The 13,307-nt window shown below is 61.1% G+C and carries 9 protein-coding genes; 8 read left to right on the top strand and 1 reads right to left on the bottom strand.

Annotation, left to right across the window (positions count from 1 at the left end; all coding sequences use genetic code 11):
- The first annotated feature begins 136 nt into the window (after window positions 1–136).
- Together ACSEXW_RS01685 and ACSEXW_RS01680 are read left to right on the top strand one after the other, a co-directional pair.
- Complete coding sequence (locus ACSEXW_RS01685) at window positions 137–1,048, top strand: RluA family pseudouridine synthase (RefSeq protein ID WP_438444346.1); 912 nt, start codon at window positions 137–139, stop codon at window positions 1,046–1,048.
- A gap of 100 nt (window positions 1,049–1,148) precedes the next feature.
- Entirely contained in the window at window positions 1,149–2,267 is a 1,119-nt protein-coding gene (locus ACSEXW_RS01680) for a LysM peptidoglycan-binding domain-containing protein (RefSeq protein ID WP_438444345.1), read from the top strand.
- Between the two features lie 65 nt (window positions 2,268–2,332).
- On the opposite strand, the gene ACSEXW_RS01675 is transcribed toward ACSEXW_RS01680, so the two are convergent.
- A complete protein-coding gene (locus tag ACSEXW_RS01675; protein WP_438444344.1) occupies window positions 2,333–2,518 on the bottom strand; it encodes a YszA family small membrane protein in 186 nt (61 codons plus the stop codon).
- A 237-nt stretch (window positions 2,519–2,755) separates the two neighbouring features.
- Here ACSEXW_RS01675 and ACSEXW_RS01670 point away from each other — a divergent pair, with 237 nt between their 5' ends.
- The 6 genes from ACSEXW_RS01670 to ACSEXW_RS01645 all read left to right on the top strand — a co-directional run bounded on the left by ACSEXW_RS01670 (window position 2,756) and on the right by ACSEXW_RS01645 (window position 13,274).
- Window positions 2,756–3,433 (top strand): hypothetical protein, encoded by a 678-nt coding sequence (locus tag ACSEXW_RS01670; RefSeq protein ID WP_438444343.1) that lies wholly within the window; start codon window positions 2,756–2,758, stop codon window positions 3,431–3,433.
- A complete protein-coding gene (locus ACSEXW_RS01665) occupies window positions 3,430–7,425 on the top strand; it encodes a glycoside hydrolase family 2 protein (protein WP_438444342.1) in 3,996 nt (1,331 codons plus the stop codon). Before ACSEXW_RS01670 ends, ACSEXW_RS01665 begins: the two co-directional genes overlap by 4 nt.
- Window positions 7,426–7,445: 20 nt before the next feature.
- Window positions 7,446–8,525 (top strand): beta-galactosidase BglB, encoded by a 1,080-nt coding sequence (gene bglB, locus ACSEXW_RS01660; protein WP_438444341.1) that lies wholly within the window; start codon window positions 7,446–7,448, stop codon window positions 8,523–8,525.
- Between the two features lie 105 nt (window positions 8,526–8,630).
- Window positions 8,631–10,898 carry an AraC family transcriptional regulator gene (locus tag ACSEXW_RS01655; protein ID WP_438444340.1) on the top strand — a complete coding sequence of 756 codons (2,268 nt, stop codon included), beginning with the start codon at window positions 8,631–8,633 and terminating at the stop codon, window positions 10,896–10,898.
- Window positions 10,899–11,527: 629 nt separating this feature from the next.
- The gene (locus ACSEXW_RS01650; protein ID WP_438444419.1) at window positions 11,528–12,382 is read left to right on the top strand and encodes an ABC transporter permease; all 855 of its coding nucleotides are present in this window, start codon (window positions 11,528–11,530) and stop codon (window positions 12,380–12,382) included.
- 16 nt (window positions 12,383–12,398) lie between these two features.
- Window positions 12,399–13,274 carry a carbohydrate ABC transporter permease gene (locus ACSEXW_RS01645; RefSeq protein WP_438444339.1) on the top strand — a complete coding sequence of 292 codons (876 nt, stop codon included), beginning with the start codon at window positions 12,399–12,401 and terminating at the stop codon, window positions 13,272–13,274.
- Window positions 13,275–13,307: the final 33 nt, after the last annotated feature.

The following is a 13,307-nucleotide window of genomic DNA, read 5'->3' as shown; positions in this document are numbered from 1 at the left end:
TGAGAACGTACGGCAAAGGAGTATGCGCCATGTTGGGAAAATATACGTTTTTCGGGCTTCCGGCGGATCTGATCGCCTGGGTAATGGTGTTCACCGTGCTGCTGGCCGGAATCGTCTGGTCGGCGGTGAGATCCCGATGAACATATGGACGGAACGGCTGCGCCCGGTGGTCCGAAGGGGCGAATGGCTGGAGCTGGTTTCCCGGGGAGAGCCCTTGGACGAGGCGGAGTGGAAGCGGCTGTTAACGGAGGAGCTCCAGTTTCCCTTGAAGCTGCTGGGCCGGCTTATAAGCACCGGCGGTGTCCGGTATGAAGGAAAGCGCCTGCGCCTGAAGCTGTTCCCCGAAGAGGTTGCTGAAGTGCAGGGAGAGTGGACGGAGCTTGCGGTGCTCTACGAGGATGACTTCTGTCTGGCCGTCCTGAAGCCCGCGGGTATGCCAGTGCATCCCGCCTACCCAGGACATACCGGTACGCTGGCCCAAGCCGTAGCTTCCTATTATGAGACGACGGGACAGGTATGCCGCATCCGTCACATCCACCGTCTGGACGAGGATACGACCGGACCGGTGCTCTATGCCAAAAATGAGTTCGCCCACATCGTCCTGGACGCCGCCATGAGGGAGAAGGCTATCGCCCGGACCTATCTGGCTCTGGTCCAAGGAAAGCCGCGGCCGCCGGAGGGGACGGTGGACCGGCCCATCGGCAAGGACCGTTCCCATCCGAACCGGCGGCGGGTGTCGCCGGGCGGGGATCCGGCACGGACGCGGTACCGGACGCTGGAGCCGGCCCCGGAGGCCACACTGGTAGAGCTGCAGCTGGAAACGGGACGAACCCACCAGATCCGGGTTCATATGAGCGATATGGGCTGTCCCCTGGTGGGAGACGCCTTGTATGGCGGCTCGACCCGGCTGCTGGGCCGCCAAGCCCTGCACGGGGCCAGCCTGGAATTCCCCCATCCCTGGACCGGGGAGAGGATTCGGGTGGAGGCTGAGCCGCCCGCGGATTTTCGCGATTGCTGGAAACGGCTTCTGTCGGGTTCGCGCCCCTAAGCAAAAAAATGGCATGTGAGCCCCCAACCTCCCATATATTGAGTAGAGAGACGGCCTGTATGGAACAAGCATGCTCTTATTCAAGAAGGGAGGAACAAGTGTGGCAGAACGGCAAACCGGACTTCGGTTCGATATCTATGAGCGCGTACACTTGGCGGACAATACGGTGGGGGTCCAAGAATTGGACGAGATCGAGCTCGTTCCGCACATTGCGGTGTATACGGAAGGCGAGCAGGCTTATTTGAAGGGGAATCTGTATCTGACAGGCTCCTACGTCGGAGACTCCGGCGGGGAGCAGAGAACGCTGGAGCATCTGATCCCGGTGGAGATCACCCTGCCTCTGAACCGGATTCAGGACGTGAACCAGGTATCGGTGGACATCGACAATTTCGATGTGGATCTGCTGTCTCCCCGGAGCTTGAACGTGACGGGCGTGCTGACCCTGCACGGCATCGAGATGCTGCCGGTACCCGACGAGAGCTGGAGGGAGGAAGAGGAAACGGTCATCGTGGCCAAAGCCTCCCAATTCGGCGACATCTCCACGTTCGGACGGGGAAGTGTGGAGCAGGAGCCCGAATCCGCTCCTTCCGCTGCCGAGCCCGCTCAGCCCGAGGCTCTTCTCGAGCTGCGTTCCGCCGAAGAGGAAGCGGAGCCGGAACCGGCAGCCCAAGAGGAGCCGATTGCTGCGGCCGTGGCAGAGCAGCCGGTCCGATCGGAAGCCGCCGAGGAGCCGGTAGGCGAGACGGAGGTCTACTTCCAGCCCGATGATATGGATGAGATCAATGAAGAGCCCGAAGCGAAGCTTCCGGAGGCCCAAGCCGACGAGGTCCACGAGGTGCTGCCGGAGCCTCACGCGGCGGAGGAAGAGAAGAAGGAGCTGAAGATCGCCTTCAGCAGCAAGCCGTCCAACGATCCGTCCTATCATCTCAAGTCGCTGATACATAACGGCGAATCCCGTTCGACGGCCGCTCCCGCTGCCGCGGAGCAGGACTTGGCCCCGACGCCCCGGACGGATGCGCTGGAGTGGAAGCGGCTCTTCGTCAGAGCGGAGGCGGAGGATCAGAAGTTCAGCCGCGTCCGGGTCTACATCGTGCAGAAGGAAGACACGGCGGAGTCCATTGCCGGACGCTACAACCTGAACCCGAGGGAGATTCTCCTGTACAATCGGGTGACGGAGCAGGAGCTGGCAGAGGGTAAAGCGCTGTTTATTCCGAGATAAAGAAAGCCGCACTGAACGGAAAAGAACGTTCCGATTCCCGCTGGGGGACGGAACGTTCTTTTTTTTTAGTACATATCCAACAGGAAACCCAGGTAGAACAAGAACAGCACGAACAGGATGAATACGTCCACCGGATTGGGGAACAGCAAGGTTCGGACGAACTGGATGCAGATCAGCGGGAACAGCACCCCGCGTATCGTGATCCTGGTCCGCCACCACCAGCGTTCGATTTTCCACCACCATCTTTGCATCGGTCCACGTCCTCTCCTTCGCCGCTTACGGTGACTGTCCCGGCAGCGGCAACCCCTATAGTTCCAGCTTATGAAACAAGCTTGGATTGTTGAACCGGGGGATGGGGATTTTTCTCGGTTATATCCCCGGAGCGCCGCATCCGGAGAATCGGGCGTATGCGAGAATTTTGTTCATAGACGGGGGGAGGTTTATTGACTAGGGTAGAGGGGAAAGTCACAACAGAAGGAGTGGCGCAGATGGTCCGGAATCTGTACAGGGCCCATTGCGGGAACCCGGCTGAAGCGCTCCGGTTCCTGAAGGACCGCGAGCCCTCGATCCGAACCCGGATGACGGAAGCCGGGGTGCCCATCTTATCCTTGCACCAGTGGGAGGAGCAGCTGTTCCTCTATTATGAAGCGGCCGGGAAGCCGGTGGCTCCGGCGGAGCTGCTGGAGGGGCTGGAGACGAGTCTATTGGTCTGGCCTGGAACCCAGGAGGAGCGACGTTGGGTGCCTCTGATCGATATCTTCCACTACCAGCGTCCGGTAGAGGCTGCGGATTGGTCCCGTATGGGGCCCAAGGAGCCTTACGCCAGAGTGGCGAGGCTTAAGCCGGAGCAGGCGGCCAGCTATATTTTCTACCATTATCAGCTCCAGGAGGAGAGGCCGGGCATCGGCAACAAGTACGGGATGATCGGCATGCATGAGAACCTGCTGTTCTTCTACTCGGAGCGTCCTGAAGTAGTCGAGAAGCCCGCTTACGAAGGCATACTTCGGACGGCGAATACACCGGGAGACTGGCCGTCGCTCATGGAGCCGCATTTTATCCTGTGGGAGGAGGCTCCCGGGGAACGGAAGATCTGGCTGGATATTCCCTGCCTGCTGGCGATTCAAGCGGAGGGGGCGGGGATGGCGGAGAGGGAGAGAACGAGATGAGACAAAGATTGGACTTGAACGGCGAATGGGATTTTATGCCCTTGTACGGGGAGCCGCAGCGCCGGGAGCTTCCGGCGGAGCTGCGATATGAGGATGTAAAGGTCCGGGTGCCTTCCAGCTGGAGAAGCAGCTATACGCCGGCCAGCGGCATTCCCTTCGGTGAGGTGCCGGCCCATGGCTTCCGCCCGTTCGATCTGTACGGCTATCCGAAGGAATGGGACCGGGCGGAGGCAGGGGTGCTGCACACCCGGTTCCGGGTTCCGGAGGAGATGGCCGGCCGGCGCATCTATCTTCGAATGGACGGCGTGATGCAAAAAGCCGCGGTATACGTAGACCGAACCCGGGTCGCCCTCTGGGAGGACGGCTATCTGCCGCTCCGGGTGGACATTACGGGGCTGGCGGCGCCGGGGGACCATGAGCTTCATGTGGTCTGCGGCAGCTTCGATACGGTCACCCTCCCTTCGGGGCAGCAAAAGGTCACCGGGCTTGTGGGCTCGTGGTTCGGGGCCATTGCCCGGGGAATATGGCAGGATGTGGCGCTGGAGTGTGAGCCTATGGACGCTATCGCCGATGTGACCGTCCGCACCTCGGTCCGCCGACGGCGGTTGGAGGTGGAAGCGGAGCTGCTTCTGCAGCCTGGCGTTCCGGAGTCCTCCCGTCAGATGAGTCTGATCCTTCGCGTGTGCGATCCGTCTGGAGGAGTGGTGCTGACGGCCCGGAAGGACCGTCTCCGGGAGCTGGAGCAGGCCGGTCCCGTCTCCGAAAGCGGACTGCACCCGGTCCGGTTCGAGCTGGATTGGGCCGATCCGGTGCTGTGGTCCCCGGATCATCCGCACCTGTACAGCTTGGTCCTGGAGCTGCAGCAGGGGGACGCCACTACAGATATTCTTCGGACCCGCTTCGGGTTCCGCGAGATCTGGACCGAGGGGCCCCGCTTTGTCCTGAACGGCATTCCCGTTCATCTTCGCGGGGATTCCTGGCATTTTCAAGGGGCGATCCAACAGACGGAGGAGTACGTCCGCAGCTGGTACCGCCTGTGCCGGGAATCCGGCGTGAACTGCATCCGTCTCCATGCGGAGCCCCACCCCTCGTACTATCTGGATATCGCCGACGAGGAAGGGATGCTGCTGGTGGACGAGACGGCCATCTACGGCTCCACCAAGTCCATGCAGGCGGACCATCCGCATTTTGTGGAGGCGTGTATGGAGCATGCCAAGCGGCTGGTCCGTCGGGACCGGAACCATCCGTCGGTCATTCTCTGGAGCCTGCAGAACGAGATGCGGTGGGTGGACGGCCGGGACGGCTACAAGCAGCATATTCCCGCTATGATGGAGGCCATGCGGCAGCTGGACCCGACCCGGCCCATTATCGTCGAGGGGGACAACCGGCTTCTGGGCAAGGAAGGGACCGAGGTGGAGAGCCGGCATTACAACATCGACGGCACCATCGACCAATGGGACCGGAGCGTGCCGCTGCTGTTCGGCGAGCATGGCGGCTGGTGGTACGTCTGTCCGCAGAACAGCAGCATGTACATGGGCTTGAAGGCGTACGCCAATCCGGAGGAATGCGTGAAGGGCATCGCCTGGAAAGAGCGGCTCTTCGTGGAGTATGCCCGCCGTTGCGATGTGCCCGGGATCGCCACCTTCAACTTCGCCCACTACTTCATGCGCAGCATGCCGGAGCGGGATATCCCGCTGGTCTGGACGGAGCTGGGCGGGCCGGGGACCAAGCCCAAGGTGATCCCGAAGTATTCGCTGACGCTCCACAACGGCCTGCTGCCCGAGTGCTATCCCGCTTATTCGCCGAATCCGTCCTATGAGATCATGGCGCCGGCCTTTAAGCCCGTGACCGTCATCCAGGCGGAATATAACGACAGCTTCTACGATGACGCGCCGGTGACCCGAAGCTTCGATGTTTATAACGACACGCTGGACAGCCATGAGGTCCAGGCCGAGGTGTACGTCCGCCAAGGGGCACAGAAGCTGCTGGAGCGCCGCTTTACGTGGCGGCAGGAGCCTGCGGAGCGGAAGCGGCTGGAGGTGGAATGGCAGCCGGCCGGGGTCCCCTTCGGAGACACGGAGACAGCCGTGCTGACCGTCGTGCTTCGCCATGAAGATCGGGTGGTGCATACCCTGGAGCAGGAATACCGGATTCGTTCGGCTGGACTCAAGAGAAGCCCGGTTCCGCTTCGCTGCAGAATGGGATCCTATGGCGTGGACAGCGGGCGCGCCGATTGGGCCGGCCTGCTGGAGGGCTGTATCCCCGTAACCTTGGAAGAGATCCGCACGGCAAAGGTGGAGGCGCTGGTCGTCGGCAGCTATGCGGAGGATGCGGACGGCAGCCTGGAAGCGGCCCTCCGGGCGTTCGTTCTCCATGGCGGCCGGGTGCTGCTCTTGGAGCAGTTCGATTGGTCCGTCGGCACGCTGGAGCTGACGAAGCAGGAATTTATCCGGGCCCATGCGGGCCACTACAGCCATCCCGTCCTGAAGGGGCTGAACGACAGGGACTTCATGTATTGGAGCGGCCGGGTTCTGGAGGAGGGGCCGGAGCCCATCATCCGGCAGAGCTTCGTCAAGCCGGTGGAGGGGGATTTCCGCCTGCTGCTGGAATGCAGCAGGGGGGACTTCGGCGATGGCGGGGATCTGTGGTCGCCGCTTCTCGAATACCGCCACGGCACCGGGCTCCTGGTGGCCTGCCAGCTGGAGCTGACGGCCAACTTCGGGCGGGTGCCGCAGGCAGCCGTGCTGCTGCGGAACCTGCTGGAGTACGTTGGCGGGGCTGCACCCGCACCTGCGGTACGGACCGCCGTCTGGGCGGAGGACGCGGAACGCAGGTTCCTGGACCAGCTCGGACTGGAGCATACCGCGGTGGGCTCAGCCGAAGAGCTGGAGGGCTTCCCGCTGCTGGCGGCATCCCCAGCGGTGCTCCGGCAGGCCGAGGCTTGCGCAGCGGTGAAGGCATTCGTGGAGCGGGGAGGACGGCTCGTTCTGCTGCCGGCGGCTCCATCCGATGCGGAGGCTCTGTCCCGGCTGTTGGACCAGCCGGTGGAGGTCTGCGCACACGAATCGTTCCATCTGGAAGCGGATGGAGCGCATCCAACGGTTGCAGGCTTCAGTCCGGTGGACCTGTTCGGCTTCGATAAGGTTCACTTGTCCCCGAGGGACGTCACCAACCGGCCGTTGGCTCACCACGGACTGGACTTGGCCGGGGCGGAGGTGCTGTGCCGAACCGTGGAGGGCACGCCGTGGAAAGATTACTTCGTGGACCGGCAGACGGCGGAATACAGCCGGCGGGCTCTGGTGGAGCTGGCGCGGGAGATGGCCCAGCCGTCCGCAGCCATGCTGGCGGAGGTGCCGCTGGGACGAGGCCGTGTGGTGCTGAGCCAGCTGGCGGCTGTGGAATCGGACGAGAAGAGCGTCCGATTGTACACTCGGCTCCTGGCGAATCTGGGCGCGGCCTTCCGGGACGTGCTTCTCCGCTCGGAGAAGGCGGCGGGCCACTACGCGGTGGAGGCCATGATGGCGCTGCCCTGTCCGCCCTACATCGACTACGAAGGGATGAAGGCTTATTACGCCGATCCGGAGTTCTCGCTGAACAATCTCGGCGAGGGGCTCTACGGCTGGATGAAGAAGAAGGAGAAGCATCCGCGCGACGGTTACATCCGCCTGGCGGACAGCCGGGGCGGAGTCTTTTTCCTGACGTGCTTCGTCCATGTGCTGGGGCATCCCGGGAGCGGCGTGGCGCCGGGCGTGTCCAGAGGATATTTGTCCGCCGAGACCAACGGGTCCTGCGAGTATTATCTGAACGGCGCGGCACTTACGGAGGCCGACGGCCTGGCCCTCCGGCTCCGGGGCGGGATCAACCGCCTCTTGGTTATCGCCCGCGGCGATGAAGAAGATCTTCGGCTGCGGCTGATCTTCCGGAATCCGGACGGCACGCCGATGACCCACCTGCAATTCCGCCTGACGGTGGATGAAGTGGAGCCGAAATAGACGAGAGAAGGAGATTGAATATGTTGAATACCACAGGGACTCCGGAGCTGCGCGCCGGATTGGAGCGGCAGATCGAACGGGTGGTCGAACAGATGATGGATATGAAGGGCTCCTTGAAGGAATCCGCCCCCATCGGCATCATCTCTATGGAGAACTGGGAATGGCCTCAGGGGGTAGGCTTGTTCGCCATCTATCTCTACTTCCAGGAGAAGCGGGACCCCGCCATGCTCCAGTACTTGACGGACTGGTTCGACCGCAAGCTGGCCGAAGGACCGCCGCTGAAGAACGTCAACACCATGTGTCCCATGCTGACGCTGTCTTATCTGGCAGAGGAAACCGGCAAGACCGCCTATCTGGACGCCTGCAAGGAATGGCTGCACTATGTGATGCACGACATGCCCCGCACGCCGGAGGGTGGCATCCAGCATGAAGTGACGGGGCAGCTGAACCCGGGCCAGCTGTGGGACGATACGCTCTATATGACGGTCCTGTTCGTGGCTCGGATGGGCATTCTGCTGAAGGATGACCGTCTGATCCAGGAGAGCATCCGCCAGTTTCTCGTGCATCTGAAATATTTGACCGACCCGGTGACGGGCCTGTTCTTCCACGGGTGGACCTTCGAGGGACACCATCATTTCGCCAAGGCGCTGTGGGCCCGGGGCAACTCTTGGTATACCGCCGGGCTGGTGGATTATCTCGAGATGTTGGAGCTGCCCTGGGGCGTGCAGGAATTTCTCGTTACGTCGCTGGAGCGGCAGGCGGCCAAGCTCCGGGAGCTGCAGGATGCCTCCGGCGGATGGCACACGCTGCTGGATGACCCGTCGTCTTACTTGGAGACCTCGGCCACGGCGGCCTTCGCCTACGGCATGCTGAAGGCGGTCCGCAAGGGGATCCTGGATGCAAGCTATGCGGAGTGCGCCTGGAGAGCCTTCGGTTATGTCGTAAGCCAGATCGACGCAGACGGCGTGGTTCAGGGCGTGTCCTATGGAACGGGCATGGGCCGGACCCTGCAGGATTACCGGGATATCCCGATATGCCCCATGCCGTATGGGCAGTCGATGACGCTGCTCCTGCTGGTGGAGGCGCTGAAGCACGGCTGATCCGGCGGCATTAACAAGAAAGGTGTATATGGCCTTCCCCCCGCTTTTACGATAAGATGGACGAAAACGACAGCGTATGTCCATGAACAGCGGGGAGAGAGCAGCATGCACAAGAAGTGGTTGTACCGTCTGATTCTGTCCTATCTTCCGATCTTCATCGCCGTAGTCTTCTGTCTGATCCTGGTGTTCTTCCTGGCCATGAACGAAACGACCAAGAAGCAGACGGTCAAGGCCAACCGGGTGTATGCGGGCCAGGTCATGCAGATCATGGACGCCACCCTGCAGAACATCGATACCATGGCCAGCAAAAGCCTGCTGCTGAACGATAAGGTCCGCGCCTACTTTCAAACCTCCTCCGGCATGGTGTCCTACGACTATTACGAGGTCACCAACACCATACTGGACTTCATGACGCCGCTGCCGATGATCGAGTCGGTCTATCTGTTCCGCCAGGCGGACGGCAAGGTCCTGATGCAGTCCTTCTCTTCGGAGCTGGACGAATTCGGGGACCGGGAATTCATCAAGGAGGCCATGAAGGAGCAGAAGCCCTATCTATGGAGCGGCGCACGGAACCAGGTTCTATTCACCGGCGGGGAACCCCGTCAGGTGGTGTCCCTGGTGAAGCGGGTGCCTTATTATTCCGGGGAGCAGGGGCTCATTGTGGTCAATATCCGCTTGTCCTCCCTTCAGGCGCTGGTCCGGGAGATGGAAATCGACGGCGGCGCCCAAGTCTGTCTGTCGGACGGCAGGGGTCTTAGCTTCGCCGGCAACGGTGCAGGATGCGCCCGGGATGGAGAGAAGGACACCATCCGCCAGGTGTCCCCCTACACCGGCTATCAAGTGCTGCTGGGCTTCCGGCAGGGAAGCTGGTATTCACTGATCTCGGATTTCATGACGGTATGGTATGTCCTGGGACTGATCGTCGTCCTGGGGGGCATCGCGGCCATGACCTATATCAGCCACCGGCATTACCGTCCCCTGGAGCAGCTGCTGGAGCGGGTCCAGACCTTCGGACAGCGGCACAGCAGCCTCCTGACCCGGACGGCGGAGGATGATGATTTCGCGTTCATCGACCATGCTCTCGTGAGCTTGATCGAGCAGACCAACGACTATGAGAAGCAGCAGGCCGAGGGCATCCTGTACCGGCGCGTGCATCTGTTCAAGGAGCTATTGGACGGGACGCGGGTGTTGACTCGGGAGAACCTAAGCTTGGAGACGCAGAAGCTGGGGCTGGCGTTCCCGCTGGGAACCGCCGTCTTCGGCATGGTCGAGATCGATTATTACGAGGCGTTCACGTCGCAATATTCCTTAAGGGACCAGTCGCTGTTCAAATTTACGGTCCGCAGCGCCATTCAGGAGATCGCCGAGGAGGAGGGCGTCATGCTCTGGACGGAGTGGATCGCTCCCAATCGGCTGGGGCTCCTTTATCCCGAGCCCCAAGGGGAGGCGAAAGGGAGCCCTGCCGGGGAACCGGCGCTGCGGGAGCTGACCCGGACCATGGCTGACCGGGCCCGCCAGTGGGTGGAGCAGTACCTGGCGTTCACCGTCACCTTTGGCTTCGGACCGCCTGTCCAGGACGCCTCCGAGCTGCCGGCTGCTTACCAGCATGCGGTAGCGGCGGCGGAACGGAAGCTGGTCTCCGGTCCCAACCGGGTCTACGTCTACGACGGGCGCAGTGCAGAGGGTGGGATCCGGATGGATGCCCTGCTGCAGGAGCTGAAGGAGGCCGCACAGCTGTTCCGGCTGGGCAATCCGGATTGGGAAGAACGCTTTAACCGGTCCTTCGCCTCCTTGACCTCCGGAGAGTACGGCAAGGAGGAGATTACCCGGATCGTGCAGACCTTCAAGGCCCAAGTGATCCGGGATATGGAGGAAGCGCCTCACGACCTGTTGGAGGCTTGGCGGAAGGGCCATCTGGAGGCATTCCAGTCGGTGCCGGAGCACTACGAGTGGATCGAGGAAGCGCGGCAGGCCCTCTTGGCGCCGCTTGCGGCTGCGGGGGCCGGGCTTCAGGCGCTGCGCGCAGGCCGGGAGCAGTATACACAGGCCGCGCAGATCCGCGCCTACATCGGAGAGCATTATACAGACCCGAATCTGTCCCTGGCCCAGATCAGCGAAGCCTTCGGCATGAACCTGAAGACGTTGAGCCGGATCTTCAAGGAGGAGTTCGGCGAGAAGTTCGTGGATTACCTGACGAAGCTCCGAATCGAGCGGGCCAAGCGGCTGTTGGAGGAGACCGGAGACTCCGTTCAGAGCATCGCGGAGCAGGTCGGGTACCTGTACCCCATGTCGTTCATCCGCGTATTCAAGAAGAGCGAGGGCATCACCCCCGGCGACTACCGCAAGGAGCGGGACAGCCGGAGGAGCCCATAAGAAGGATCGCCGCTAGCCATGCGTCTGCTGGAGGCTATCTAAACATGAAATAGCCCCGAAAGGGGCTATTTCTGTTAGCGGAAGCCTCGAGTGGTTCAAAATAGCCCTTTCTGGTACAGCAGCGGATGAGTCCGAGGCTTATGCGGACATAACCATCTTTCTCGATTATCGGAGACACCGGCATCACCGTCCTCTTACCACGCCTGCACCCTGCCTGCATCGTTCCCCGCCCTTCCGCCTCTGTAACGTCTCCCTCTCCCATCGAGCCTCAGTTCCCGAGCCCGCCACATCCGCCCCCCCATATCCCGTCGCTGAAGTCACCGCCCAAGCCGCCGCGAATATACGAGAATTCCGCTCCGGAGGGAGCGGGTTCCTATGCCGTATACAAGAATTTCGGATATTGTTGCTGCCCGTACCGTCGGGTATGTTGGACCTGTGCAGGACGGATCCCCCGGCCTGAAGGTATGGAAAAATCGATAGTCATATGAAGAAGAGGAGGTGTCAGCATGAAGGCCCAAACGTACAACAGCACGCACAGCGTACCGGAGGCAGCGGCGCAAGAGAGCCGGCCAACCAAGCGCCCCGTGTGGAAAACCCAGAGATTCCGCAACAACGTCCCCCTCTGGATCATGTTTCTTCCCATCGTCGCCTTTTATATCGTGTTCAAATATACGCCGATGCTGGGGCTTATCATCGCGTTCAAAAACTACAACTTCTACGACGGCATCTGGGGCAGCCCCTGGGTCGGGGTGGATAACTTCAACCATCTGTTCACCCAGTCCCAATCGGCTCAGATCATCCGCAACACGCTGTTCCTGAGCGTCCTGTCCGTATTCGTCAGCTTCCCGTTCCCGATCATGCTTGCCATCATGTTGAACGAGGTCCGTAAGATGTGGTTCAAAAAGGCGGTGCAGACTCTGGTCTACCTGCCGCACTTTTTCTCCTGGGTCATTGTCGGCGGCATCGTCATCACCCTGTTCTCCCAGAGCGGCGTCATCAACGGTCTACTGACCAAGCTGACGGGCGGCGAGCCCTTCGCCTTCCTGTTCCACGAATGGTCCTGGGTGTCCATCTTCCTGGGCTCCGGAGTCTGGAAGGACGCCGGCTTCAACGCCATCATCTATCTCGCCGCACTGACCACCATCGACCCGAGCTTGTACGAGGCGGCCAGCATCGACGGAGGCGGCAAGTGGAAGCAGATGTGGCACGTGACGCTGCCGGGCTTAAGCCCTACCATCGTCATCATGCTGATCCTGGCCATGGGCCGGGTGATGGAGGTCGGCTTCGACCAGGTGTACACTCTGCAGAACTCCATCGTCAGCAACATCTCTCAGGTCATCAGCACCTACATTTATGAAATCGGCCTGCAGGGCGGACAATTCAGCCTGACGGCAGCCCTCGGCTTGTTCGAATCGCTGGTCGCCTTCACCCTCGTCATCATCACTAACGCCATCGCCAAGCGCTTCAACAAGGCGTTGTGGTAGAAGGAGGATCCCATCCATGCGCATGTCAACCGGCGAAAAAGCGTTCTACACCATCAATTACATCATCCTGTCATTAGCAGGCCTTATCTGTCTTCTCCCGTTGTTGAATCTGGCATCCATCTCGCTGAGCGGCAAGGAAGCCGTCATGTCGGGCTTCGTCACCTTTTGGCCCAAGGACTTCACGACGGAATCCTACAACATCCTGTTCGAGGGCACTCCGATCATGCGGGCCTTCGGCAACAACGTGACCATCACCTTAATCGGGGTGGTGCTGAGCATGGTGTTCACCGTGTTCGCGGCGTACCCGCTGTCCCGCAGCTGGTTCTACGGCCGGCGCTACCTGACCTTAGGCATCGTCTTCACCATGCTGTTCCAAGGGGGCCTGATTCCCACCTACCTGGTCATCAAGCAGCTGGGCCTGGTGAATTCCTACGGCGCCCTGTGGCTGCCCGCGCTGGTCAGCACCTTCAACATGCTCATCATGCGCTCCTTCTTCGAGAGCATTCCCGAGGAGCTGGTGGAGGCGTCCCGGATCGACGGAGCCGGCGAATGGCGCGTCCTGTTCCAGGTCATGCTGCCGCTGTCCCTGCCCATGGTGGCCACCATCGCCCTGTTCTACGGCGTCTACTTCTGGAATGCCTTCTTCAACGTGCTGATCTATATGAACAGTCCCGAGAAGTACAACCTGACGGTCTTGATCCAGCAGATGATCAAGAGCCAGTCGGTTCTGCAGGACATCAACACCATGAGCCCGGATGAGGTCAACAACATTACGCCCGAGGGTATCAAGGCGGCGGGGATCATGATCATGGTCCTGCCGATGCTGATCGTGTACCCGCTGCTCCAAAAATATTTCGTCAAAGGGGTGATGATCGGCGCCATCAAGGGTTGACCGGACCCGAAGCAGGATGAAACGGCTGAAAAC

The organism is Oryzibacillus soli (assembly GCF_051594765.1).
In the GTDB taxonomy this organism is placed as follows: Bacteria; Bacillota; Bacilli; order Paenibacillales; family NBRC-103111; genus Paenibacillus_AR.
This window is presented reverse-complemented; position numbering and strand designations above follow the sequence as displayed.

What these genes read in the sequence shown, in the direction of transcription:
- ACSEXW_RS01685 (WP_438444346.1), top strand. Translation starts at nt 137, where the DNA reads ATGAACATATGGACGGAACGGCTGCGCCCGGTGGTCCGAAGGGGCGAA.
- ACSEXW_RS01675 (WP_438444344.1), bottom strand. Translation starts at nt 2,518, where the DNA reads ATGCAAAGATGGTGGTGGAAAATCGAACGCTGGTGGTGGCGGACCAGG.
- ACSEXW_RS01670 (WP_438444343.1), top strand. Translation starts at nt 2,756, where the DNA reads ATGGTCCGGAATCTGTACAGGGCCCATTGCGGGAACCCGGCTGAAGCG.
- ACSEXW_RS01665 (WP_438444342.1), top strand. Translation starts at nt 3,430, where the DNA reads ATGAGACAAAGATTGGACTTGAACGGCGAATGGGATTTTATGCCCTTG.
- bglB (WP_438444341.1), top strand. Translation starts at nt 7,446, where the DNA reads ATGTTGAATACCACAGGGACTCCGGAGCTGCGCGCCGGATTGGAGCGG.
- ACSEXW_RS01655 (WP_438444340.1), top strand. Translation starts at nt 8,631, where the DNA reads ATGCACAAGAAGTGGTTGTACCGTCTGATTCTGTCCTATCTTCCGATC.
- ACSEXW_RS01650 (WP_438444419.1), top strand. Translation starts at nt 11,528, where the DNA reads ATGTTTCTTCCCATCGTCGCCTTTTATATCGTGTTCAAATATACGCCG.
- ACSEXW_RS01645 (WP_438444339.1), top strand. Translation starts at nt 12,399, where the DNA reads ATGCGCATGTCAACCGGCGAAAAAGCGTTCTACACCATCAATTACATC.